The 23,149-nt window shown below is 68.7% G+C and carries 19 protein-coding genes; 15 read left to right on the forward strand and 4 right to left on the reverse strand.

Features of this window, described 5'->3' with window-relative positions; translation table 11 throughout:
* The first annotated feature begins 108 nt into the window (after nucleotides 1-108).
* The 4 genes from ACGFU6_RS01090 (at nucleotide 109) to ACGFU6_RS01105 (ending at nucleotide 4,033) form a co-directional block, all read left to right on the forward strand.
* Nucleotides 109-1,506 (forward strand): DUF6421 family protein, encoded by a 1,398-nt coding sequence (locus ACGFU6_RS01090; RefSeq protein ID WP_393607379.1) that lies wholly within the window; start codon nucleotides 109-111, stop codon nucleotides 1,504-1,506.
* A gap of 26 nt (nucleotides 1,507-1,532) precedes the next feature.
* The gene (locus ACGFU6_RS01095) at nucleotides 1,533-2,300 is read left to right on the forward strand and encodes an SDR family NAD(P)-dependent oxidoreductase (protein ID WP_393607793.1); all 768 of its coding nucleotides are present in this window, start codon (nucleotides 1,533-1,535) and stop codon (nucleotides 2,298-2,300) included.
* The gene (locus tag ACGFU6_RS01100) at nucleotides 2,279-3,361 is read left to right on the forward strand and encodes a threonine aldolase family protein (RefSeq protein ID WP_393607380.1); all 1,083 of its coding nucleotides are present in this window, start codon (nucleotides 2,279-2,281) and stop codon (nucleotides 3,359-3,361) included. The genes ACGFU6_RS01095 and ACGFU6_RS01100 overlap by 22 nt, the downstream gene beginning before the upstream one ends.
* A gap of 72 nt (nucleotides 3,362-3,433) precedes the next feature.
* Nucleotides 3,434-4,033 (forward strand): transglutaminase domain-containing protein, encoded by a 600-nt coding sequence (locus ACGFU6_RS01105; protein WP_393607382.1) that lies wholly within the window; start codon nucleotides 3,434-3,436, stop codon nucleotides 4,031-4,033.
* Nucleotides 4,034-4,081: 48 nt separating this feature from the next.
* On the opposite strand, the gene ACGFU6_RS01110 is transcribed toward ACGFU6_RS01105, so the two are convergent.
* On the reverse strand, nucleotides 4,082-4,804 hold the full coding sequence (locus tag ACGFU6_RS01110) for a lysophospholipid acyltransferase family protein (RefSeq protein ID WP_393607384.1): 723 nt from the start codon (nucleotides 4,802-4,804) through the stop codon (nucleotides 4,082-4,084).
* Nucleotides 4,805-5,022: 218 nt separating this feature from the next.
* On the opposite strand from ACGFU6_RS01110, the gene ACGFU6_RS01115 reads away from it, so the two are divergent.
* The 5 genes from ACGFU6_RS01115 (at nucleotide 5,023) to ACGFU6_RS01135 (ending at nucleotide 9,567) form a co-directional block, all read left to right on the forward strand.
* Nucleotides 5,023-5,349, forward strand: a complete 327-nt coding sequence (locus ACGFU6_RS01115) for a TlpA family protein disulfide reductase (RefSeq protein WP_393607386.1) — start codon at nucleotides 5,023-5,025, stop codon at nucleotides 5,347-5,349.
* 199 nt (nucleotides 5,350-5,548) lie between these two features.
* Nucleotides 5,549-6,055 (forward strand): flavin reductase family protein, encoded by a 507-nt coding sequence (locus tag ACGFU6_RS01120; protein ID WP_393607794.1) that lies wholly within the window; start codon nucleotides 5,549-5,551, stop codon nucleotides 6,053-6,055.
* A gap of 200 nt (nucleotides 6,056-6,255) precedes the next feature.
* Nucleotides 6,256-7,041, forward strand: coding sequence for an electron transfer flavoprotein subunit beta/FixA family protein (locus ACGFU6_RS01125; protein WP_393607387.1), 786 nt, complete (start codon nucleotides 6,256-6,258; stop codon nucleotides 7,039-7,041).
* Between the two features lie 64 nt (nucleotides 7,042-7,105).
* Nucleotides 7,106-8,068 carry an electron transfer flavoprotein subunit alpha/FixB family protein gene (locus ACGFU6_RS01130; RefSeq protein ID WP_393607389.1) on the forward strand — a complete coding sequence of 321 codons (963 nt, stop codon included), beginning with the start codon at nucleotides 7,106-7,108 and terminating at the stop codon, nucleotides 8,066-8,068.
* 200 nt (nucleotides 8,069-8,268) lie between these two features.
* Complete coding sequence (locus ACGFU6_RS01135; protein WP_393607391.1) at nucleotides 8,269-9,567, forward strand: DUF6986 family protein; 1,299 nt, start codon at nucleotides 8,269-8,271, stop codon at nucleotides 9,565-9,567.
* A 33-nt stretch (nucleotides 9,568-9,600) separates the two neighbouring features.
* Here ACGFU6_RS01135 and ACGFU6_RS01140 read toward each other — a convergent pair whose 3' ends face one another.
* The gene (locus ACGFU6_RS01140) at nucleotides 9,601-10,629 is read right to left on the reverse strand and encodes a LacI family DNA-binding transcriptional regulator (protein WP_393607392.1); all 1,029 of its coding nucleotides are present in this window, start codon (nucleotides 10,627-10,629) and stop codon (nucleotides 9,601-9,603) included.
* Between the two features lie 182 nt (nucleotides 10,630-10,811).
* Between ACGFU6_RS01140 and ACGFU6_RS01145 the strand changes: the two genes are divergently transcribed.
* Entirely contained in the window at nucleotides 10,812-11,768 is a 957-nt protein-coding gene (locus ACGFU6_RS01145) for an ROK family protein (RefSeq protein ID WP_393607393.1), read from the forward strand.
* A 45-nt stretch (nucleotides 11,769-11,813) separates the two neighbouring features.
* Here the strand turns inward: ACGFU6_RS01145 and ACGFU6_RS01150 are convergent, their stop codons facing one another.
* Nucleotides 11,814-13,862, reverse strand: coding sequence for an NPCBM/NEW2 domain-containing protein (locus tag ACGFU6_RS01150; RefSeq protein WP_393607394.1), 2,049 nt, complete (start codon nucleotides 13,860-13,862; stop codon nucleotides 11,814-11,816).
* A 263-nt stretch (nucleotides 13,863-14,125) separates the two neighbouring features.
* Here ACGFU6_RS01150 and ACGFU6_RS01155 point away from each other — a divergent pair, with 263 nt between their 5' ends.
* The 4 genes from ACGFU6_RS01155 (at nucleotide 14,126) to ACGFU6_RS01170 (ending at nucleotide 17,634) form a co-directional block, all read left to right on the forward strand.
* Nucleotides 14,126-15,415 (forward strand): ABC transporter substrate-binding protein, encoded by a 1,290-nt coding sequence (locus ACGFU6_RS01155; protein WP_393607395.1) that lies wholly within the window; start codon nucleotides 14,126-14,128, stop codon nucleotides 15,413-15,415.
* A gap of 16 nt (nucleotides 15,416-15,431) precedes the next feature.
* Nucleotides 15,432-16,346: a carbohydrate ABC transporter permease gene (locus tag ACGFU6_RS01160; RefSeq protein ID WP_393607396.1), complete on the forward strand. Its 915-nt coding sequence runs from the start codon at nucleotides 15,432-15,434 to the stop codon at nucleotides 16,344-16,346.
* Nucleotides 16,343-17,257, forward strand: a complete 915-nt coding sequence (locus ACGFU6_RS01165; RefSeq protein ID WP_393607397.1) for a carbohydrate ABC transporter permease — start codon at nucleotides 16,343-16,345, stop codon at nucleotides 17,255-17,257. The genes ACGFU6_RS01160 and ACGFU6_RS01165 overlap by 4 nt, the downstream gene beginning before the upstream one ends.
* 110 nt (nucleotides 17,258-17,367) lie before the next feature.
* Nucleotides 17,368-17,634, forward strand: coding sequence for a hypothetical protein (locus tag ACGFU6_RS01170; RefSeq protein WP_393607398.1), 267 nt, complete (start codon nucleotides 17,368-17,370; stop codon nucleotides 17,632-17,634).
* Nucleotides 17,635-17,735: 101 nt separating this feature from the next.
* Here ACGFU6_RS01170 and ACGFU6_RS01175 read toward each other — a convergent pair whose 3' ends face one another.
* Complete coding sequence (locus ACGFU6_RS01175) at nucleotides 17,736-17,912, reverse strand: hypothetical protein (RefSeq protein WP_185092571.1); 177 nt, start codon at nucleotides 17,910-17,912, stop codon at nucleotides 17,736-17,738.
* A gap of 982 nt (nucleotides 17,913-18,894) precedes the next feature.
* Here ACGFU6_RS01175 and ACGFU6_RS01180 point away from each other — a divergent pair.
* Nucleotides 18,895-23,049, forward strand: coding sequence for a LamG-like jellyroll fold domain-containing protein (locus ACGFU6_RS01180; RefSeq protein WP_393607399.1), 4,155 nt, complete (start codon nucleotides 18,895-18,897; stop codon nucleotides 23,047-23,049).
* The last annotated feature ends 100 nt before the right edge of the window (nucleotides 23,050-23,149 follow it).

Raw genomic sequence — 23,149 nt, forward strand, 5'->3', positions numbered from 1 at the left:
GCGGTGACCATGCGGTCGCACAGGATAATTTCCAGGGCCCCACTTGTCTTGGGGAACCGCACACGGATACGGTTACCTGACGCGAGGTTCTCCCGTGGAGGAAGTGTTATGACGGAAATTCTTGTGCACGACGTTGCAGCCGACGGCATAACTGCCGCCCAGCGGGTGATCGATCACCCTGCCTGGCCCGCGCTCAAGAACGCCGTGGAGGAGATCCGTCCCTGGCAGTCGAAGGACGGCTCCATCGACTTCGAGGCCGAGGGTGCGCCTTCACCCGCGGTCGCCGAGGCGGCCCTGGAGCGGGTGACGGCCGCCGTCGGGCAGCTCGCCCCGCTGCTTCCGCACGACGCCGCCTACCACCGTGCCCTCGTCGCCGACCTGCGCCGCTGGGCGGCAGACGGTTTCGGTGTCCCGGACTTCCTCGACTCGCTGCTCGCCTTCCAGCCGGCCAAGGAGCGCGCCGACGGGCTGCAGCACCTGGTCGTCTTCGCGATGTACACGCAGAACGGCAACCCCGACCGCAACCTCGAAGCCGTCGTGCTGCGGATGGTCTGGCCCGAGTGGCTCGCGGACCTGGAGGCCACCCGTTACGACAACCCGCTGTTCTGCGGGATCACCTTCGAGGACTTCACCTCCGGCTACGACACCAACTCCGCGGTGCTCTTCCCGGAGACCATCGCCGTGCGCGAGGCCCCCGAGCGCTTCAGCTGGGGCGGCATCTTCTGCGACCGCGAGGCCGCCCGCTTCCGCCGGGTCACCGAGGCGTCCGTCGAGCTCCTGGGCGTCGAGCTGCCCGACGACATCCGCGAGATGGTGGGCGACCAGCAGCGCTGCGAGCAGGCCTTCGTGCTCTGGGACATGGTCCACGACCGCACCCACAGCCACGGTGACCTGCCGTTCGACCCGTTCATGATCAAGCAGCGCCAGCCGTTCTGGATGTACGGCCTCGAAGAGCTGCGCTGCGACCTCACCGCCTTCCGGGAGGCCGTGAAGCTGGAGGCCGACGGCTTCGGCCAGGGCCGCGACGTGCAGTACGCCGTGCTGTTCGACCGGATGTTCCGCTTCCCGGTCACCGGCGAGCGCGTCCGCAACTACGACGGACTCGGCGGCCAGCTCCTCTTCGCGTACCTCCACAAGCACGACGTCGTGCGCTGGACCGACAACACCCTGAAGATCGACTGGGAGCTGGCCCCGCAGATCACCAACCAGCTCTGCGGCGAGATCGAGAAGCTCTACCGCGACGGCATCGACCGCCCGAAGCTCGTCCACTGGTTCGCCGCATACGACCTGGTCTCCACCTACCTGGCCCCGCACCCCGGCTCCCGCTGGGCCAAGGGTCCCGACGCCCTGGACCTCTCCCAGCCGCCCCGCAAACTCGTCGACGACGTGCTTCCGGACGAGTTTCCCCTGAGCATGTTCTATGAGGCGCTCTCCAAGAAGCTGAAGAACGTGATCGCCTCCACCAAGGGCATCACCGCCGCGGACGCCGGGCAGGCGGCCGCGTGAGCACACGGAGCGAGGAGGCGGTGGCCATGAACGGAAACGGCAAGGGCAACGGGAGCGGTGCGCTCGAAGGCGCTGTGGTCGCCGTGGCAGGGGCGGCGGGTCCGGCAGGCCGGGCCACGCTGCTCCGGCTCGCCGAGGCGGGAGCGGTCGTCGTCGCCTCCGACGCGAACGCCACCCGGCTCGCCGAGGCCGTGGACGCGGCCCGCTACGCCCACGGCGGCGCCACCGTCACCGGCGACACCGTGGACCTGCTCGATCTCGACGCCGCCCGCGAATGGGCGGACAGGACGGAGAAGGAGTTCGGCCGGATCGACGGCCTGGTCCACCTCGTGGGCGGCTGGCGCGGCAGCCCGGCCTTCGCGGACACCGACCTGGCGGACTGGACGCTGCTGGAGAAGCTGCTGATCCGTACCGTCCAGAGCACGTCGCTCGCCTTCCAGGAAGGCCTGCAGCGCAGCGACCGCGGCCGCTACCTGCTGATCAGCGCGGCCGGCGCGAGCAGTCCCACCGCGGGCAACGCCGCGTACGCCGCGTCCAAGGCGGCGGCCGAGGCCTGGACCCTCGCGCTCGCGGACGCCTTCCGCAAGGCGGGGGGCGAGGACGGGACGCGCAGCGCGGCTGCGATCCTGGTCGTGAAGGCACTGGTGCACGACGCGATGCGCGCCGAGCGCCCGAATGCGAAGTTCGCGGGCTTCACCGACGTCAAGGAACTGGCCGATGCCATCGCCGGCGTCTGGGACCGGCCCGCCCCGGAAGTGAACGGAAAGCGCCTGTGGCTGACCCCGCAACCGTAAGGACCGACGCGCGTCGTCATCACGACCCGCAGGTACGCGGCTTCGCCAGTGACAACTACGCGGGGACCCACCCGGAGATCCTCGCGGCCCTCGCCCTCGCCAACGGCGGCCACCAGATCGCCTACGGCGAGGACGACTACACCGGTCACCTCCAGCGCGTCATGCACAGCCACTTCGGCCCCACCGCCGAAGCGTTCCCGGTGTTCAACGGAACCGGCGCCAACGTGGTCTCGCTCCAGGCGATGACCGACCGCTGGGGCGCGGTCATCTGCGCGGAAACCGCCCACATCAACGTGGACGAGGGCGGCGCCCCCGAGCGCGTGGGCGGCCTCAAGCTGCTCACGGTGCCCACCGAGGACGGCAAGCTCACCCCCGAGCTCATCGACCGGCAGGCCTACGGCTGGGACGACGAGCACCGCGCCATGCCGCAGGTCGTCTCGATCACCCAGAACACCGAGCTCGGCACGGTCTACACGCCCGACGAGATCCGCGCCATCTGCGAGCACGCCCACGGTCACGGCATGAAGGTCCACCTCGACGGGGCGCGGATAGCCAATGCCGCGGCCTCCCTGGACGTGCCGATGCGCACCTTCACCAACGCCGCCGGCGTCGATGTGCTCTCCTTCGGCGGCACGAAGAACGGTGCGATCTTCGGCGAGGCCGTCGTGGTCCTGAACCCCGACGCCGTCCGCGCCATGAAGCACCTGCGCAAGCTCTCGATGCAGCTCGCGTCCAAGATGCGATTCGTCTCGGTACAGCTGGAGGCGCTGCTCGCCGGCGACCTCTGGTTGCGCAACGCCCGGCACGCCAACGCGATGGCCCAGCGGCTGGCCGAAGGCGTCCGCTCGGTGGGCGGCGTGGAGATCCTGTACCCGGTCCAGGCCAACGCCGTCTTCGCCCGGCTGCCGCACGCGGTGAGCGAGCGGCTGCAGAAGCGGTTCCGCTTCTACTTCTGGGACGAGAAGGCCGGGGACGTGCGCTGGATGTGTGCCTTCGACACCACGGCGGACGATGTCGACTCCTTCGTCCTGGCGCTGAAGGAAGAGATGGCGGCCCAGTAAGTACTGCATGGTTATGCGGCTGACCGGAAAATGATTGACTTCCGGTCAGCCGCATCCTTACGCTCTGCCGCCATGGAGCTGATTCAGCAGGTCCCGGAGAACTCCGCCTACCTCGCAGCCGACGAGGCCATCGACCACCGGCACCCGCTGGTCCGGGAGACGGCCGAGCGGCTGCGCGCGGAGACCGGTGACGCATACGCATACGCCGCTGCCGCCTTCGACTTCGTACGCGACACGATCACGCACTCCGCCGACTCGGGCGACATGCGGGTCCCGTGGCGCGCCTCCGACGTCCTGGCGACCCGTAACGGCATCTGCCACACCAAGTCCCACGCCCTGGCCGCCCTGCTGCGCGCGGAGTGCATTGCGACGGCCCTCTGCTATCAGCGCCTCGCGGACGACAACGGGGACCCGGGACCGGTGCATGGCCTGATCGCGCTCCGGCTGCCCGGCCGGAACCGCTGGGACCGGCAGGATCCCCGGGGCAACCGGCCGGGCGTGGACACGCGGTTCTCGCTCGACGAGGAGCGGCTGGCGTGGCCCGTGCGGCCGGAGTTCGGCGAGGTGGACTACCCGGCGCTCCACGCGGCACCGCATCCGCTGGTTCTGCACGCCCTGCGGACCGCTGCCGACCGGGCGCGGCTCTGGCGCACACTCCCGGCCGCGCTCTGAGGCGCCGGCCGGTCCGCGGCCGCAGGCGAAACGTCACTCCGGCCGGTGTCAGCCCCGCTCGCGGACCTCGGCGGGGGTCGGGGCCGTACCGCCCAGGTGCGCGGGCACCCACCAGGTGTCGCTCGCATCCCTCGGGCGCACCGGGTAGGCGCGCTGGGCGGCCTCGAGGAGCTCCTGCACGCGCTCCCGCAGCCGGCGGGTGATCGCGCCCGCGTACTGATCGGTGGGGGCCTCCACCGGCTCGCCGACGCGGATCGTCACGGGGATGTGGCTGCGCCGGAAATTGCGCGGGCGGCCCTTGGTCCACAGCCGCTGCGTTCCCCACAGCGCCATCGGGATCAGCGGAACCCCGGCCTCCTGGGCCAGCCGCGCGGCACCCGATTTGAAGTTCTTCAGCGTGAAGGACTCCGAGATCGTCGCCTCGGGGAACACACCGACGATCTCGCCCGAGCGCAGCGAGGCGAGGGCGTGCGCATACGCGTCCTCGCCCTGCTTGCGGTCGACGGGGATGTGCTTCATACCGCGCATCAGTGGCCCGGAGACCTTGTGCCGGAACACCGATTCCTTCGCCATGAAACGGACGAGCCGCTTCTGCGGCAGCGTCGTGAGCCCCGTGAAGATGAAGTCCAGATAGCTGATGTGGTTGCTGACCAGAACCGCGCCGCCAGTCTTCGGGATGTGCTCCGAACCCTGGGTGTCGATCTTCAGGTCGAGCGCCTTGAAAAACGTACGAGCGGCGCCGATGACCGGCCGATAGACGAGTTCTGCCATCTGGGGGAGCCCCTTCTTCAGCGCCTGGGGAGGGTTCTCCCGGCGGAAGTTACGCAGCCGTAGGTTTTCGGCATTGGGCCGATCGTGCCCCATGCGCGTCGCGGTGGCCAGTCTCGGCGGGCGCGGGGCGCGAGATTCTCGTCACGTGGAACGGTCGGGAATGTCCCGGCGGGCGGGGGTGCTGACTCTTTGGGAAGAGCTCTGACAGGAGGACGACGGTGGCTGGGCAGACGCGGGTGGACAGGCTGGATATCGCCCAACTGGGCGTGGAACTGGGGGAGCGGGCGACTCTCGTCCAGTTCTCCAGCGCCTTCTGTCAGCCCTGCCGGGCCACCCGGCGCACGCTCGCAGAGGTGGCCGCCATGGTCGAAGGCGTCGTCCACGTGGAGATCGACGCCGAGGCGCATCTCACTCTGGTGCGCGCGCTCGGCATCAGCGCGACCCCGACCGTTCTGGTGCTCGACGCCGCCGGAGGGATCGTCCGGCGGGCTGCCGGCCAGCCACGCACCGTCGATGTCGTGGCCGCACTGGGGCAGGCGATATGACGGACCGTGACGCATCTCCCACCTTGTGGGACGGTCTTGACCGCACCCGCCACGAATCGTCAGTCTGACGCTATGCCGCCAGTACTCCTTCTCTACGGCCGGGTCCACGTCGACCTCGCCCGCTGCGCGAGTGCGCGCTGTCCGGATGCCTGAGCATCCACGGCCCCGCACCCCCGACGCGCAGAAGGACGACATCTCCATGACGGCATCTCCCGAGCTCGGCAACGCCCGGACCGCATCCCCCGACCTCCTCCGCTCCGTGTTCAGGCAGCACGCGGCCGGAGTCGCCGTGATCACCGCCGCCGGTGACCGTCCGGTCGGCTTCACGGCGACCTCCCTCAACTCCGTGGCCGCCGAGCCGCCCCTCATCTCCTTCGGTGTGGGCACCTCCTCCTCCAGCTGGCCGGTCGTCGCGGAGGCGGAGCACGTCGGCGTCCACATACTCGGCGAGCACCAGCAGGAACTCGCCGCCACCTTCGCGCGCAGCGGCGCCGACCGCTTCGGTCCGTCCACCTATTGGCGCACAGGGCCGGAAGGCGTCCCGGTGCTGGACGGCGTGCTCGCGTGGCTGGTCTGCCGGGTCGTGGCGCGGATTCCGGCGGGGGACCACCGGATCGTGATCGCCCAGGCGGTGGTCGGGGATCCGGCCGGGTCGGGGCGGCCGCTGGTCTACCACCAGGGCCGGTTCACGGCACTGCGAGACTGAGAACGCCTTGGTGACATGGGTCGGGCGGCGTTGGGCAGATCACAGTTCAGAGCGCTTGCTTATAGGGCATCCACTGGATGTACTGGCGAGTAATATTACGGTCGGAGCGTCGGTCGCACCGACCGGAAATCGCCCCATCAGGCGCCTATGCTGCGTGCAACAAGGCAGCCCGGAAATGACGATGCAGTAGGAGAGCCGGCGTGAGCTTGAGGATCGTTGTCTGTGTGAAGTACGTGCCCGACGCGACCGGTGACCGGCATTTCGCCGATGACCTGACGCTGGACCGTGAGGATGTCGACGGTCTGTTGTCGGAGCTGGATGAGTACGCGGTCGAGCAGGCGTTGCAGATCGCGGACGGGGCTGATGACGCGGAGGTCACCGTGTTGACGGTGGGTCCGGAGGATGCCAAGGACGCGTTGCGCAAGGCGCTGTCGATGGGTGCGGACAAGGCTGTTCACGTCGAGGACGACGATCTGCACGGCACGGATGTGATCGGTACGTCGTTGGTGCTGGCGAAGGCCATCGAGAAGACGGGTTACGACCTGGTGATCTCGGGGATGGCGTCGACGGACGGCACGATGGGTGTGGTTCCGGCGCTGCTGGCGGAGCGGCTGGGGGTGCCGCAGGTGACGCTGCTGTCGGAGGTTTCGGTGGAGGGCGGTGTGGTGCGGGGGCGCCGGGACGGTGACACGGCGTCGGAGCGGCTGGAGGCGTCGTTGCCGGCGGTGGTGTCGGTGACCGACCAGTCGGGTGAGGCGCGTTACCCGTCGTTCAAGGGGATCATGGCGGCGAAGAAGAAGCCGGTTCAGTCGCTGGATCTGGATGATCTGGGGATCGAGGCGGGCGAGGTGGGTCTGGGTGGTTCCTGGACCGCGGTCGACTCCGCGGCCGCGCGTCCGGCCCGCACGGCGGGCACGATCGTGAAGGACGAGGGCGAGGGCGGCAAGGCGCTGGCGGAGTTCCTGGCCGGCCAGAAGTTCATCTGAGTTGCGGCTGTTGCCTCGCTTCCCCTCCCCCGCCTACCTCGTACACGCAGGAGATTGAAGACCCATGACTGAAGTTCTCGTCTATGTCGATCACGTGGACGGTGCCGTCCGCAAGCCCACTCTGGAGCTGCTGACGCTCGCCCGCCGTATCGGCGAGCCTGTCGCTGTCGCTCTGGGCAGTGGTGCCGCGGACACTGTTGTCACGCTCGCCGAGCACGGTGCGGTCAAGGTGCTGACCGCGGATGCCTCGGAGTTCGCCGACTACCTTGTCGTGCCGAAGGTCGACGCGCTCCAGGCCGCCTGTGACGTGGTGTCGCCGGCCGCCGTACTGCTGCCTTCCTCCGCGGAGACCAAGGAGATCGCGGCCCGCCTCGCGGTCCGTATCGGTTCCGGCATCATCACTGACGCCGTCGATCTGGAAGCGGGTGAGCAGGGCCCGGTTGCCACGCAGGCCGCGTTCGCCGCTTCGTACACCACGAAGTCCCGAGTCTCCAAGGGTGTCCCGGTCGTCACGGTCAAGCCGAACTCGGCCCCGGTCGAGTCCGCTCCGGCTGCCGGCGCTGTCGAGGCCCTCGCGGTCTCGTTCTCGGAGCAGGCCACCGGCACCAAGGTCGTCTCCCGTACGCCGCGTGAGTCGACGGGCCGTCCGGAGCTGACGGAGGCCGCGATCGTGGTCTCGGGTGGCCGGGGTGTCAACGGTGCGGAGAACTTCGCGGTGATCGAGGCGCTCGCGGATTCGCTGGGCGCGGCGGTCGGTGCCTCGCGGGCGGCGGTGGACGCGGGCTGGTACCCGCACACCAACCAGGTCGGGCAGACGGGCAAGTCGGTCTCTCCGCAGCTGTACATCGCCTCGGGTATCTCGGGTGCGATCCAGCACCGGGCGGGGATGCAGACGTCCAAGACGATCGTCGCGGTCAACAAGGACGCCGAGGCCCCGATCTTCGACCTCGTCGACTACGGCGTCGTCGGCGACCTGTTCGACGTGGTGCCCCAGCTCACCGAAGAGGTCAACACCCGCAAGGGCTGACCCCACCAGCACGACGAGCACGACCTGCGGGGTCCGTACGACCCGCACGATCCAACGGCCCGGGGCCGCACGGTGAACACACCGCGCGGCCCCGCACCGTTTCCGATCACCATTGACGCGGGTACGGCAGCCTTATAGCTTCACTATACGGATTGTTGATTCCGGGAAGCGGAAACAGCGAGAGTGTGGAGGGTGCGGAAATGGGTCAGCAGGAGAAGGTGGCGACGAGTCTCGCCGGAGCGGTCAGCGACGGGATCAGTGCCTCCCTCACAGAGGTGGACGCCGAACTCGCCCGCCGCTACCCCGGCGACCCCGGGACCCGCCAGCCCGTCCACACGGTCTACGTACCGGGGGACACCTTCACCGCCGGCACCATCCGTTCCTGGGGCGACCAGGCGCTGGCGGCGCTCGACGAGCACGCCCCCGACGCGGCCTCCTTCGCGGCGGTTCTCGGCATCCCCGACGAGCACGCCGGCGCGGTCCACGACCGGGTGCGCGCCAAGCTGGAGCGGGAACCCGTGGAAGACCTGAGGATCGACTTCGAGGACGGCTACGGCCCCCGGCCCGACGCCGAGGAGGACGAGGCCGCGGCCCGCGCGGCGCGGCTGGTCGCCGACGCGTACGGGAACGGCACGGCGGCCCCGTACATGGGCATCCGGATGAAGTGCATGGAAGCCGCCGTGCGGGACCGGTCCATCCGCACCACGGACGTCTTCCTCACCGGACTGATGGAGGCGGGCGGGATCCCCGAGGGACTGGTGCTCACCCTCCCGAAGGTGACCTACCCGGAACAGGTCACCGCCTTCGTGCAGCTCCTCGAAGCCTTCGAGAAGGCGCACGGCCTGGCCCCGGGGCGGCTCGGCTTCGAGATCCAGATCGAGACCAGCCAGTCCATCCTCGCCGCCGACGGCACCGCCGCCGTGGCCCGGATGATCGACGCGGCGCAGGGGCGCGCGACCGGTCTGCACTACGGCACGTTCGACTACAGCGCCTGCGTCGGCGTCAGCGCCGCCTATCAGGCGAGCGACCACCCGGCGGCCGACCACGCGAAGGCCGTCATGCAGGTGGCCGCCGCGGGCACCGGCGTACGGGTCTCCGACGGCTCGACCAACGTCCTCCCCGTCGGCCCGACCGCACAGGTCCACGAGGCCTGGCGGCTGCACTACGGACTCACCCGGCGCGCCCTGGCCCGCGCCTACTACCAGGGCTGGGACATGCACCCGGCGCACCTGCCGACCCGTTACGCGGCCGTCTACACCTTCTACCGCGAGGGCCTGGAGCAGGCCGCTGCCCGGCTCGCCGCGTACGTGGCCAAGGCGGGCGGTGACGTGATGGACGAACCCGCCACGGCCAAGGCGCTCAGCGGCTACCTGCTGCGCGGCATCGACTGCGGAGCGCTGGACACCGCCGAGGTGGCCGGGCTGACCGGGCTGACCCGCGCGGACCTGGACGCCTTCGCCTCACCGCGGCGCGGCGGACTGACGGTCACCGCGCCGTAGCCGCTGCTGTCCGCCTCGGCGGCCCGCCGCCGCTCAGGAAGGCCGCAGTTCGCCCGAACCGCGTGCGATGAGCCTGGTGGGGAGCTCGACCCGCACCGGTGCGTGGTCGGCGCCGTCGAGGCGGCGGAAGAGGTGCTCGGCCGCGGTGCGGCCGACGGTCGCGGCGTCCTGGGAGATGACGGTGATACCGAGCAGGTCCGCGAGCTCGATGTCGTCGAAACCGACCAGGGCGACCGGCCGCTCCCGGTCCGCCAGGACCCGTACCGCGGTCACCGTCACCCGGTTGTTGCCCGAGAAGAGCGCGGTGACCGGCTCCGGGCCGGAGAGCATCGTATCGGCCGCCAGGCGGACCCGGTCGGGGTCCGTGGAGCCCAGGGAGACCCAGGAGTCCCGCACGGTTATGCCGGCGTCCGTCATGGCGGTGTGATATCCGCGCAGTCGCTCCGTGGCGGTGTGGATACGGGGCTGGTCACCGATGAACCCGATCCGGCGGTGGCCGTGCGCGATCAGATGGGCCACACCCTGGCGGGCGCCGCCGAAGCTGTCCGAGAGCACCATGTCGGCGTCGATCCGGCCCGCCGGGCGGTCCACGAAGACGGTCGCGATGCCCGCCTTTATCTCCTGCTCCAGATAGCGGTGGTCGTCGCCGGCCGGAATCACGATGAGCCCGTCGACCCGGCGCGCGCACAGGGCGAGCACCAGCTCCTGCTCGCGCTCCGGGTCCTCGGCGCTCGAACCGTTGATGAGCAGGGCACCGTGTGCGCGTGCGACCTCCTCCACGGCGCGGCTCAGCGGCCCGTAGAAGGGGTCGGCGAGGTCCTCCAGGACGAGTCCGATGGAGGCGGTACGGCCCTTGCGCAGCACCCGCGCGCTGTCGTTGCGGCGGAAGCCCAGGGCGTCGATGGCCTCCTGGACTCGGCGTTCGGTGTCCGGCGTGACGCCCGGCTCGCTGTTGACCACCCGGGAGACCGTCTTGAGTCCCACTCCGGCGCGCGCGGCCACGTCCTTCATGGTCGGCCGGTTGCCGTAACGGGGCTCGGGGTGACGGGTGGTCTCGGCCACGGTGCGCTGTCCTGTCGTCGGGTGCGGGCGGTCCGGCTGGACCACGGAGGGTACCGCGTTGGGGCGCCGGAGGCTGTGGCCTTGAGCATAGGCCCTGGACAACGTTGTCAGCTGAATGGAGACTATGCAGACTATTCAATGAAGCCGCAGGTCCCGCCCCCTCACCATCCGGAGCCACACCGATGCATACCGACCTCGTAGCCGCGCTGGACATCGGCGGCACCAAGATCGCCGGAGCGTTGGTCGACGGCAGCGGCACGCTCCTGGTACGCGCGCAGCGCCCGACGCCCGCCCGGGAGAGCGGGGAGCAGGTGATGGCGGCGGTCGCCGACGTGCTCGCCGAGCTGACCGCCTCGCCGCTGTGGGGACGGGCATCGGCCGTCGGGATCGGCAGCGCGGGCCCGGTGGACGCCTCCGCCGGCACGGTCAGCCCGGTCAACGTTCCCGGCTGGCGCGACTTCCCGCTGGTGGACCGGGTGAGCGGGGCGACCGGCGGGCTGCCGGTCGAGCTGGTCGGTGACGGGGTCGCGATGACCGCGGCCGAGCACTGGCTGGGCGCGGCCCGCGGCTACGACAACGCGCTGTGCATGGTCGTCTCGACCGGCGTCGGCGGCGGGCTCGTCCTCGGCGGCACCCTCCGCCCCGGCCCGAGCGGCAACGCGGGTCACATCGGCCACATCAGCGTCGACCTGGACGGCGATCCCTGCCCGTGCGGTTCGCGCGGCTGCGTCGAGCGCATCGCCAGCGGCCCCAACATCGCCCGCAGGGCCCTGGAGAGCGGCTGGCTCCCCGGCCCGGACGGCGACTCCTCCGCCGCCGCGGTCGCCGCCGCGGCGCGTGCGGGGGACCCGGTCGCGGTGGCCTCCTTCGAGCGGGCCGCGCAGGCGCTGGCCGCGGGCATCGCCGCGACGGCCACCCTGGTCGAGATCGACATCGCGGTGATCGGCGGGGGAGTGGCCGGTGCGGGCGAGGTCCTGTTCGCCCCGCTGCGCAGCGCCCTGCGTCGCTACGCCACGCTCTCGTTCGTCCAGCAGTTGGCAGTGGCGCCCGCCGTCATGGGCAACGACGCCGGGCTGGTGGGCGCGGCGGCCGCGGCGTTCGCGGTGCGCACCGGCACGGACGGAGTCGTTCCGGTCTGACGCCGCAGCGGGCGCTCCCCGACGTGGAGGGCGCCCGCTCCCCGGTCAGCAGGTGATCCGGAGGTCCCCCCAGTCCGCGTGGTCGGAGTCGTCGCCGTCCCCGCCGTCGGTGACGACCAGAGTGACGACCTGCGCACCCCGGACATCGGCCGAGACGGGCTGTGCCGGCATCGCGTTGGTCAGTACTCCGGTGGCGGCCGCCTTCGTGCCGTCCGCCCGGATCTCGAAGGTCACGCTGCCCTTGGCGCCCTTCTCGTCGTCCACGCCGACCCTGGCCGTGACCGTGTCGCACGCGCCGCCGGTGTAGTACTCGACAGTGCTGTCCGCGTGTACACCAAGGCCCTTCTCGTACACCTCGCCGCCGACGGTGAGCGGGTTCCCGTCGCCCGCCGCGCTCTCGCCGTTGCTGGCGTCCTTCTCGACCGGCCCGTAGCCGTTGGAGGCGGACAGCTGCGGCAGATCGCTCAGATAGCCGCCGCCGGCCGGTGGCGGCACCACCACATGGGCCTGGAAGGGCACCGAGGACCGCACCCGCTTCCCGGCGGGGGAGCGGTACCGTGCGGTGAGCGTCAGGTCGTACGTGCCGGTCGCCGTGCCGGGCGGGGGCGTCACCCGCCAGCGCGTGGTCAGCGCACGTCCGGTGGGCAGCGCGGCGGCGGTCGTCGCCGAGCCGGCCGCGACCTTCCAGCCCGACGGTCCGGTGAGGGCGGCCGAGACCTTCAGGGCGGGTGTGCGGCCCAGGTCGGTGACCGTGGTCGTCAGCGCGGCCGTACGTCCGGCCTCGACCAGCGGACTGCCCGTCAGGCCCAGCTCGGTGGCCGGGGGATACGAGGCCCACGCGTGGTCGGCGGCCACCCGCAGCAGCACGGTGCCGTGCGCCGGAACCGTCGCCGAGATGTCGCCCGCGGTGTTGTAGTCCGTGTGCTCCCACAGGTCGCGCATCGTGTAGGCGGCCGCTCGCGGGAGGCCCGCCGCCGCTGCCGTCGTCGAGATCCGCTGAGCGCTCCCGGTCTCGTTGAACAGCGCCACCGCCCGGCTGCCGTCCCGCAGTTCCTTGGCGACGACCCAGCGACCCTGGTCGGAGGAGAGCACGGTTCCCTGCTTGCCCAGGGGGTCCTGGTCGACCGCGATGACCTCGTGGTTGGAGAGGATGTCGAACGTCCCGGGCGTCGCCTTGCGCAGGTCGGAGCCGATCAGCAGCGGCGCGGCCATCACCGCCCACATGGAGAAGTGGGTGCGGTACTCGGTGTCCGTCATCCCGCCGTTGCCGACCTCCAGCATGTCGGGGTCGTTCCAGTGCCCCGGTCCGGCGGCCGGGGCGAGCGGCAGGTTCTGCTTCATGATCGACAGCATGCTGCTCCAGCTGTCGTTGATGTCGCCCGTCGTGCGCCAGAGGTTGCCGAGTTCCGCGGCCCATTCCCAGGGCTTGTTCTCCCCCCATTCACAGATGCTGTACACGATGGGCCGGCCGGTCGCGGCAAGCGCGTCCCGCATTGTCGTGTAACGCTCTTTCGCGTCGACGCCCTGGTTGTTGCAGTTGTCGTACTTGAGGTAGTCGATGCCCCAGTCCGCGAACTGCCGCGCGTCGCTGTACTCATGGCCGAGTGCGCCGGGAAGTCCGACACTGTCGCAGGTCTTCATGCCCGCACTGGTGTAGATGCCGAGCTTGAGACCCTTGGAGTGGACGTAATCCGCGACGGCTTTTATGCCGTTCGGGAATCGCACCGGGTCGGCCTCCAGTTTGCCGTCCGCATTGCGCTGCGGAACGGCCCAGCAATCGTCCAGATTGATGTACTGGTAGCCGGCTTCCTTGAGGCCCTTCTCGACGAAGATATCCGCGATGCCCTTGACCATCGACTCGTTGAACTCGGCCCGGCAATGGGTCGAGTTCCAGTTGTTGAACCCCATGGGCGGGGTGAGGGCGAGGCCGTTGTCCGCTTTCGCTCCCACCGCGGACGACGGGGCGGGGGCGGATCCCGGCGAATCCGCGGCGGCGGGAAAGGCGATCCCCGCCGCGCACAGGAGGCCGGCGGTCAGCGCTCCGATGACTCTGCGAGGGCCTGTGTGGGTTGTACGGGCTGGAAGATGACGCATCGTTACGTTCCTCCGGACTCGTGCCGACTCACGTGACGGCATGTGCACGCCAAGACGAGCGATTACGTTAGAGCGTGTTGAAGTCTGTTGGAAGAGGGGTGGTGCCCGTTGTTCGGTATCTCGTCAAAACCCTTGACTGGGCCCCTGGTTGGGGGTGTGATCCAAGCGCACGTTCGGTTGTGTTGGGTTGCCTTCCGGAGGAGGGGGTCATGGCGCGCTCGTATGACAGGTCAGATGTGCCCGGCAGTGTCGCAGGACATCGGATGTCCCGGCGAAATCTGTTGCGCGGCGCGGCAGTCGGAGCCGGGGCGGTAACGCTTCCCGCGCTGCTCACCGCGTGTGGCGGCGGTCCCGGCGGGGACGGCAAGACGATCACCCTGGGCTCGAATTCATCCGACCCCGTTCCGAAGAAGGCGTTCGCCGAGGCCTTCGACGCCTACGCCGCGCAGTCCGACGGCCGCAAGATCAAGGTCAACACTGTTGACCACAACACCTTTCAGGAGAACATCAACCGGTATCTGCAGGGCAAGCCGGACGACGTCTTCATGTGGTTCGCCGGAAACCGTATGCAGTTCTTCGCGGAGAAGGGCCTGCTGCACGACATCAGTGACAACTGGCAGGGCTACAAGGGCTTCTCCGCCGCGCTGAAGGCCCAGTCGACCGGTCCGGACGGCAAGCAGTACCTCACCCCGTACTACTACTATCCGTGGGCCGTCTTCCACCGTAAGAGCCTGTTCACCGAACGCGGCTACCAGGTGCCGAAGACGCTCGACGAGTACGTGGCCCTCGCCAAGCAGATGCAGAAGGACAAGCTGGACCCCATCGCGTTCTGCGACAAGGACGGCTGGCCCGCGATGGGCACCTTCGACTACATCAACATGCGCACCAACGGATACGAATTCCACAAGAGCCTCATGGCCGGTGAGGAAGCCTGGACGGACAAGCGGGTCCGGGAGGTCTTCGACACCTGGCGCCGGCTCCTCCCGTACTGCCAGCAGGGCGCCAACGGCCGTACCTGGCAGGAGGCGGCGACCAGCCTCCAGAAGCGCGACGCGGGCATGGCGGTCTTCGGCCTGCCGCACCCCGGGGCCCAGTTCCCCAAGGCGGAACAGGGCGACCTCGACTTCTTCCCCTTCCCCGTCATCAACCCGGAGCACGGCCAGGACGCGGTCGAGGCTCCCATCGACGGGTTCCTGCTGGCCAAGAAGTCGAAGAACCTCAAGAACAAGAAGTCCCTGGAGAGTGCCAAGGACCTGCTGAAGTGGCTGGCCACCGGCAAGGCCGAGGACATCTACCTGAAGAGCGACCCGAACAACATCGCGGTCAACGACCAGGCGGACACCTCCCATTACTCCGCGATCCAGAAGAAGGCGGTCGAGCTGGTCTCCGGGGCGAAGCAGATCTCCCAGTTCATGGACCGCGACAGCCGGCCGGACTTCTCCTCCACGGTGATGATCCCGGCGATCCAGAAGTTCATCAGCAGTCCGAACGACGTGGACGGCCTGGTCAACGACATCGAACGGCAGAAGAAGAGCATCTTCGCCTCGGACTGAACCTGGAGCACCGACCGTGTCGTTCATCTCGGGGCGGCGCACCGGACAACGGGGAACGCGGCGGTTCACCCGCCGCGACCTCGTCGTGCTCGGCGTGCTGCTCGGCATACCAGTCCTGCTCGACATCGCCATCGTCTGGGGGCCGACCCTCGCCTCGGTGGCCCTCTCCTTCACCAGCTGGGACGGCATCGGCGACATCAAGTGGGTCGGTACGCGCAACTACGCGAACCTCTTCACCAACTACCCGCAGTTCTGGCCGGCCGCCCGCCACAACCTGCTCTGGCTGGGCTTCCTGGGCCTGGTCGCCGCCCCGTTCGGGCTGCTCCTGGCCGTACTCATCGACAGGGGTGTGCGGTTCAGCCGCTTCTACCAGTCGACCCTGTACATGCCCGTCGTGCTGTCCCTCGCGGTGGTCGGCTTCATCGCCCAGCTGATCTTCTCCCGCGACCAGGGCGCCCTCAACGCGATCGTCGGCGACACCCGGACGCCGACCGACTGGCTGGGCGATCCCGACCTCAACATCTGGATGGTCCTGCTGGCCGCGGCCTGGCGCCACACCGGATACGTGATGATCCTCTACCTCGCCGGGCTCAAGGCCGTCGACCCCACGCTGAAGGAGGCGGCCGCGATCGACGGCGCGAGCGAGGCCCAGACCTTCTTCCGCGTCGTCTTCCCCACGCTCCGGCCGGTCAACGTGATCGTCGGGGTCATCACCGTCATCGAGTCGCTGCGCGCGTTCGACATCGTGTACGCGGTCAACCACGGCCGCAACGGGCTCGAACTGCTCTCGGTGCTCGTCACCGACAACATCATCGGCGAGGCCAGCCGGATCGGATTCGGCTCCGCCATCGCCGTCGTCCTGCTCGTTGTCTCGCTGGGATTCGTCGCGACGTATCTGATCCAGGAGATCCGAGGGGAGAAGGACCGATGACGATCCGTTCCACAACCGTCCGGCCGGCGCCACCCGCCCCGGCCGGCGCCGCACGACGAAGAATCCGCCCCGGCCGGCTCGGCGTGCACGCCTTCCTGATGACGGTCTCGCTCGCCTTCCTCGCGCCGCTCCTCCTGGCCGTGTACGCGTCCCTGCGGCCGTACGAGGAGACCTCCGAGCACGGCTACTTCTCGTTGCCGCGCCACCTCTCCCTGGACTACTACCGGCAGGCGTTCAGCGACTCCGGCATGACGAAGTACTTCGTCAACACCATGATCATCGCGGTTCCCGGGGTGCTCGTCACCCTCTTCCTCGCGTCGTTCGTGGCCTTCGCGCTCGCCCGGCTGAAGATGCGCGGCGGGCTCGTCCTGCTGATGCTGTTCACCGCGGGGAACCTGCTCCCGCAGCAGGTGATCGTCACGCCCCTGTACGTCGTCTTCAACCGCATCCCGCTGCCGTACTGGATGTCCGACTCGATGACGATGTACGACTCCTACTGGGCCGTCGTCCTCGTCCAGATCGGCTTCCAGCTGGGATTCTGCGTCTTCGTCCTCGCCAACTTCATGCGGACGCTGCCGCAGGAGATCCTGGAGGCGTCCGTCGTGGACGGAGCGGGGGTCTGGACCCAGTTCTGGCGGATCACCCTGCCCCTGTGCCGCCCCGCGCTCGCCGCGCTCGGCACGCTGCAGTTCACCTGGATGTACAACGACTTCCTGTGGGCGCTGGTGTTCATCTCCGACGGCGACAAGCTCCCGATCACCTCGGCGCTGAACAACCTGCGCGGCCAGTTCTTCACCGACTACAACCTGCTGGCCGCAGGTTCGGTCATCGTGGCGCTGCCGACCCTCATAGTGTTCCTGCTGCTGCAACGTCACTTCATCGCCGGACTGACCCTGGGATCCAGCAAGTGAGGCTCTGACCGGCCGGGCGGGAGGCCCGGGGCGGGCGGGCATGCCTCCGATCGAGTCACCCGGGCCCGCCGCCCCAGGAAGTTGTCAGTGGTCGGTGCGATCCTGCTGGTATGGACGAGATCATGCGGCGGCGCGTGTACGGCGCCGATCACGACGACCCCGACCCGGGGCCCCGGCCGGGGCGGGTCTACCGGGAGCTGGTGGGCGGCCCGCTCGACGGGCTGCTGCTGGACGTGACCGGCTGGACGGAGGTCGCCCTCGCGGACGGCTCCGCCCTGATCACCGAGATCGGCTCCTACGGGGCCGGCGGCAGGGCGGAGTACGGACCGAGGGCGAAGGAGCCGTACAAGTGGGACTGGCGCGGCGACACGCCCTGAGCACCTGGGGCGTGTTCGGCGCCCTCCCGGCGGCCCCGTCCGCTCCCGCGGCATCAGGCCGGCTGGGTGGCCTGGCGGCGTTCGGGCGGCCCCCCGGTGGCTCAGCGTCCCCGGTCGGAATGCTGCGGCGGCACGACCACCAGGAACGCGTCCTGTTCCAGATCCATCACGACCTCGGCCGCGACGCCCTCGCCGCGGCGGGCCGCCGCGAATTCCTCCGCCGGCCAGCTGCCCCGCGGGCCCCCTGCGGGGAACTGCTCAAGCACGGTGCGAAGCACGGTTCCACCCCCTGTAGTTCGTTCTGGTGTCCGCTCCAACGACGTCCGGGCGGTCCCCGTCACGGCCTACGAGGACACCGCTCCTCGTGCTCGGGGGCGTCCGCGACGGACGCCTTCGGCGGCGTTCGCGCAACGGCATCGCCTCAAACGGGTTTTCGCGGCAGGGTGATGCGGGCAAGCCACAGGGGGCTACGGAAGAGGGGGAACCGTGATCGTCTGGATCAACGGTTGTGCCTACATAAGGCCAGGTCGGCGTCCTACCTGCTGCTATGCGTTCCGTGATCTGGCCCTACTTAGCTTCAGCTAGCCGTAGTTAGCCTCGGTTGGGAAGATCTGTCTCCCATCTGTCTCCCATGGGAGACAGATGGGATGGAGCCCCAGATCCGGGACCGTGAGGTCAACCACGGGCGCCGTGAGGTAGCGCCGCCGAGGGAACTCGGGCCCTCCGGTCTCCCCCAGGGGCCGCCGCCATCCGGCTCCCGGACCGTCGGCCGGATATCTTGCCCGCCGAATCCGCGCACAGCCCGACAGGGCAAGCAAGGAGAAATCCTATGCACGGCCAGGTCCGGGTCCGGGTCCGGGCCGGTGGTCGGTCGGCGGCGGTCGACCTTCTGCAGGCAAGCGGATACGGGCTGTTGCCGCGTTGCAGTCGACGCACACGGTCGCGACGACGTTGCTGCCCGCGAAATCAAGAAGTTGTGGAGATTTTTCCTCCGCTTGTACAACCATTCCGGACTGTGCCCGATGTCACCTGGCGGGCGGGATCTTTCTTCCGGTGCGCCTGCTTTGTCGCGTTGACCTGCCCTTCCTCTGTGCCGTTGGTTACCTTAAGAAACTTTGAGAACATTGTGGGTGGGGTATGGAGAGATTGTGGGCCCGGAGACGGGTCAGCGGCAGAGCTGTTGGAGCATTGCTGGGGGCAGCCCTGGCATGTGGCGTGTTGACGCCCGTTGCTGATGCGCAAGCAGCGACAGCAGATGTCGTGTCCTCGGCCGGAGCGGACGAGGACACGACGGCTTCGACGGATTTGGAAGCGCTGGCGAAGGCCAAGAAGACCGGTGAGCCGGTCGAGGTGCTTTCGCAGCGCCGGGAGAGCAGCGAGGTCTTCGCGACTCCGCAGGGGGATCTTGAGGCACGCGAGTATCTGCGCCCGGTGTGGACGCGGGCGGGTGGTCAGTGGAAGCACGTCGACACGGACCTGGAGGCGGCTTCCGATGGGACGGTTGCCCCCAAGGCTGCGACGGTTGGCCTGGAGTTTTCCGGCGGTGGGGGCAAGGCGCCGCTGGTCCGGATGGAGCGTGCGGGCCGCACATTGAGCCTGTCCTGGCCCAAGTCCTTGCCGGTCCCGGAGCTGAACGGGTCCACGGCCACCTACGCCGAGGTTCTGCCCGGGGTGGATCTGAGGATGGGTGCCCAGGAGGACGGCTTCACGCAGTTGCTGGTGGTGAAGACCGCGGAGGCTGCGGCCAGTTCGGACCTGGCGGAACTGCGGCTGAAGCTCTCCTCTGACGGTCTGGATGTCAAGGAGACGGCCGAGGGCGGGATCGAGGCCGTGGACACGGGAGCGAAGGGCACGGTCTTCGAAGCGCCCAAGCCCATGATGTGGGACTCGAGCCCGGGAGATGCGCAGTCCGCCTCCGCGACGGCCAAGACGGCATCCGTCACGCCCCTCGCAGCCACCGGTGGGGAGGGCACGGAGCCCGGGGCAGGTGAATCGGGCAAGCTCGCACCCGTCGACGTGGCAGTCCCCGCGGGTCAGGACGAGCTGATCCTGACCCCGGACGCCGACGTACTCAAGGGCGCGGACACTACCTACCCGGTATTCATCGACCCCCAGTGGTATTCGCCGCGTGCGTCGGCGTGGACGATGGCGTCGAAGTACTGGGCTTCGTCGCCGCAGTGGAAGTTCAACGGTGACTCGGACGCCGGTATGGGCTACTGCAACTGGGCGTACTGCCAGCCCAACGACACCAAGCGGCTCCTGTACCGCATCCCGGTGTCTACGTTCGCGGGCAAGTCGATCCTGTCGGCCGAGTTCGTGGTGCACAACACCTGGTCGGCGTCCTGCTCGGCGCGTTCGGTGGAGCTGTGGGAGACGAAGGGCATCTCCTCGTCGACGACGTGGAACTCGCAGAATGCGTCGGGGTTCTGGGTCAAGCAGCTGGCCTCGGACTCGTTCGCGTACGGCTACAACGGCTGCTCGGCCAAGGACGCCGAGTTCAGCGTGAAGTCGGCCGTGCAGTCGGCGGCGAACGCGCACGACTCCACGATGACGTTCGGCCTGCGGGCGGGCAGTGAGAGTGACGGCTATGGGTGGAAGCGGTTCTCGGACAAGGCGTTTCTGCGGGTGAAGTACAACCGCCCGCCGTCGCAGCTGAAGTCCTCGCAGCTGACTATGGAGTACGGCGGCACCTGCAAGCCCTCGTCGAAACCTGCGCGGGTGCGCACTCTTGGCAAGATCACCGCGAACAATGTGACGGACCCGGACGGCGACAGCGTCTCGGTGCAGTTCCAGGCCAGCTGGGGCGGCGGCTCGTGGAGTCCGACCAAGACCAGTTCCAAGAAGTCGGGTTCCTCCTTCACGATCAGTCTGCCCTCGTCGATCCCACACAACAAGACGGTCGACTGGTATGCCCGCGTCTATGACGGCGCGCAGTATTCACCATGGTCGTACGCCGGTGATCCGCAGTCCTGTTACTTCGTCTACGACACGGCGGTGCCCAAGGCGCCGGCCGTGGCCTCGGGCCAGTACCCGCAGTCCGATCCGGATGACTCGGAAGACCCGTGGTATGACGGTGTGGGGCAGTACGGGTCGTTCACGATCGACTCGGCCAGCACGGACGTGACGTCGTACTGGTACGGCATCAACATCGACCCGTCCTCCAAGAACAAGATCACGACCTCGGGCGGGGCCGCTGAGATCATGAAGGTGCTGCCGTCCAAGCCGGGCGTGAACTTCGTGACGGCGCAGGCCTTCGACTCGGCCGGCAACGGCAGTGAGATCCGGACCTACGAGTTCCGAGTGAAGGCGGGCCAGCCCGAGCGGGCGACCTGGCAGATGGACGAAGCCGCAGGAGCGAGCGAGGCCACCGGCTCCACCCCTGCGCGCGCCCTCGCGGTGCACGGCGGGGTGACGCCCGGCGCAGCCGGGATCAAGGGCACAGCGGTGCACTTCGACGGCACCAGCGGCTACGCCGCCACCGATCTTTCACCAGTCAACACCGCCAGCGCCTTCGCCGTCTCCGCCTGGGTCAAGCTCGACAAGATCCCGGACACCGGCGTCGATGTGGCCGTGGTGCCGGGAAACCACGCCCCGGGGATGGAGCTGTACTACTCCAAGACCCACGGCTGGGCATTCAACCAGTATAAATCGGACAATGAGAGCGCCGGTCCGGTGCGCGCTTCTCAGGCTGACTCCAGCCAGGTCAAGGCCGGGATATGGACCCACCTGGTGGGCTCCTACGACCACCCCAGCAACCTGCTGCAACTCTTCGTCAACGGCCAGCTGGTCGACTCTGTGCCCTACAGCACCCCGTGGGAGGCACGGCGCGGCCTACAGGTCGGCGCCAAGAATTTCACCGGCACGCCGATGTACGGCTTCCCCGGCACGATCGACGAGCTGCAGTTCTTCGACAGGATGTTGTCACCCACCGAGGTCAACGTGCTGTACAACAAGCAGAACGTCGGTGACCCGGGCCGCACGGCTACCGCCATCTTCCCCATGGACGAGGCGGCCAACAAGGCCGAACTGACCGGGCACGGCGGGGTACTGCCGGCGAAGTACCACGGCTCGGTCACCACTGGCGTCGAGGGCATTTCGGGAAACGCCGCCCACTTCGATGGCGCCACCGGCTACGGGCAGATCGGTGAGGTACGTAGTCCGCACGTCAACACCGAGGCCAGTTTCACCGTCTCGGCCTGGGCCAAACTCGACAAGAAGAGGACGGACGGGAAAGCCGCGATGATCGTGGCGCAGGCAGGCAAGGAAAGCCCCGGCTTCGAGCTGTACTACTCGTCCTACTACGACCGGTGGGCTTTCAACCAGTACTCGTCCGACAGTGCCGACGCCAAGCCCATCCGGGCGATGCAACCGAACGGCACGACAGCCCGGACGGGCGAATGGGTCCACCTGGTCGGCGTGCATGACACTGTCGCCAACACACTCACCCTGTATGTGAACGGGGCCAAGGCCGGCTCCACCACCCTGGTCGACGCGTTCTACGCCAACCAGCCGATGTACATCGGGGCCGGCAACTACAGCGGCGCGATGGACGCCCACTTCGCCGGCACCATCGACGACGTACGCCTGCTCAACCGGCCGGTCTCCGCCGAAGAGGTGGCACAGATGTTCCGCCAGCGACCGCTGGTCAAGGCCCGCTGGAACTTCGAGACCGTCACCACCGGAAGTCCGGCCACCAGCCCTGACTCCTCCGACAACGCCAACACGATGACTCTGGGTGGTCAGGCCCAGCAGGGCGCGGGCGGGGTCGACTTCAACGGCCTGCAGCTGGATGGGGTGGACGATTACGCCACCGCGAACAGCGAGCCTTTGGACACCTCTTCCAGCTTCACCGTCACTGCTTGGGCTCAGGCCGCCGCGCTGCCCACCCAGAACGCCAGTGTGGTCTCCGCCGCAGGTACCCACACCAGTGCCTTCGACCTGCACTTCACCCCAGATGCCGCGAACGCGGACGGGATGGGCAGCTACAGCGCGGACATCCACGCCGAGGACACGGCCGGCGCCAGCACCGACAGCGTCGCGAACACCGAGTTCTACGACGCACGGGACTGGAACCACCTGGCCCTGGTCTATGACAGCTTCGCCAAGGAAGCCCGCCTGTACGTCAACGGCGTGCTGCAGGAGGCCCCCTGCACCGACGACGACGGCAACGGCAAGGCGGACGACACCTCCTGCCAGGACCTGATCGCCTGGGCCGACAACGTACTGACGTTCAAGGCCGGCGGCACCCTGCAGGTCGGCCGCGCCAAGACGGCGGACGCCTTCGGGCAGTACTTCCCCGGTGTCATCGACGATGTGTGGGCCTTCCAGGGCGCGCTGAACGACAGCCAAGTCCAGCAGCTGGCCGGGATGTCCTTCGACATTCCCACCGACGTCCCCAGCGGCAACCAAGGCTGATCCATGAGCGTCGGGTGGGCGGACCTATCAGAGGTCCGCCCACCCGACAGAGACAGTTGCCTGCGAGATTTCCACCCAATTTTATGTGTCTGACCCGACA

Origin of the sequence: Streptomyces sp. NPDC048462 (assembly GCF_043200175.1) — a bacterium.
Lineage (GTDB): Bacteria > Actinomycetota > Actinomycetes > Streptomycetales > Streptomycetaceae > Streptomyces.

Coding starts and splice junctions, on each gene's coding strand:
- ACGFU6_RS01090 (WP_393607379.1), top strand. CDS start 109: ATGACGGAAATTCTTGTGCACGACGTTGCAGCCGACGGCATAACTGCC.
- ACGFU6_RS01095 (WP_393607793.1), top strand. CDS start 1,533: ATGAACGGAAACGGCAAGGGCAACGGGAGCGGTGCGCTCGAAGGCGCT.
- ACGFU6_RS01105 (WP_393607382.1), top strand. CDS start 3,434: ATGGAGCTGATTCAGCAGGTCCCGGAGAACTCCGCCTACCTCGCAGCC.
- ACGFU6_RS01110 (WP_393607384.1), bottom strand. CDS start 4,804: ATGGCAGAACTCGTCTATCGGCCGGTCATCGGCGCCGCTCGTACGTTT.
- ACGFU6_RS01120 (WP_393607794.1), top strand. CDS start 5,549: ATGACGGCATCTCCCGAGCTCGGCAACGCCCGGACCGCATCCCCCGAC.
- ACGFU6_RS01130 (WP_393607389.1), top strand. CDS start 7,106: ATGACTGAAGTTCTCGTCTATGTCGATCACGTGGACGGTGCCGTCCGC.
- ACGFU6_RS01135 (WP_393607391.1), top strand. CDS start 8,269: ATGGGTCAGCAGGAGAAGGTGGCGACGAGTCTCGCCGGAGCGGTCAGC.
- ACGFU6_RS01145 (WP_393607393.1), top strand. CDS start 10,812: ATGCATACCGACCTCGTAGCCGCGCTGGACATCGGCGGCACCAAGATC.
- ACGFU6_RS01150 (WP_393607394.1), bottom strand. CDS start 13,862: ATGCGTCATCTTCCAGCCCGTACAACCCACACAGGCCCTCGCAGAGTC.
- ACGFU6_RS01155 (WP_393607395.1), top strand. CDS start 14,126: ATGTCCCGGCGAAATCTGTTGCGCGGCGCGGCAGTCGGAGCCGGGGCG.
- ACGFU6_RS01165 (WP_393607397.1), top strand. CDS start 16,343: ATGACGATCCGTTCCACAACCGTCCGGCCGGCGCCACCCGCCCCGGCC.
- ACGFU6_RS01170 (WP_393607398.1), top strand. CDS start 17,368: ATGGACGAGATCATGCGGCGGCGCGTGTACGGCGCCGATCACGACGAC.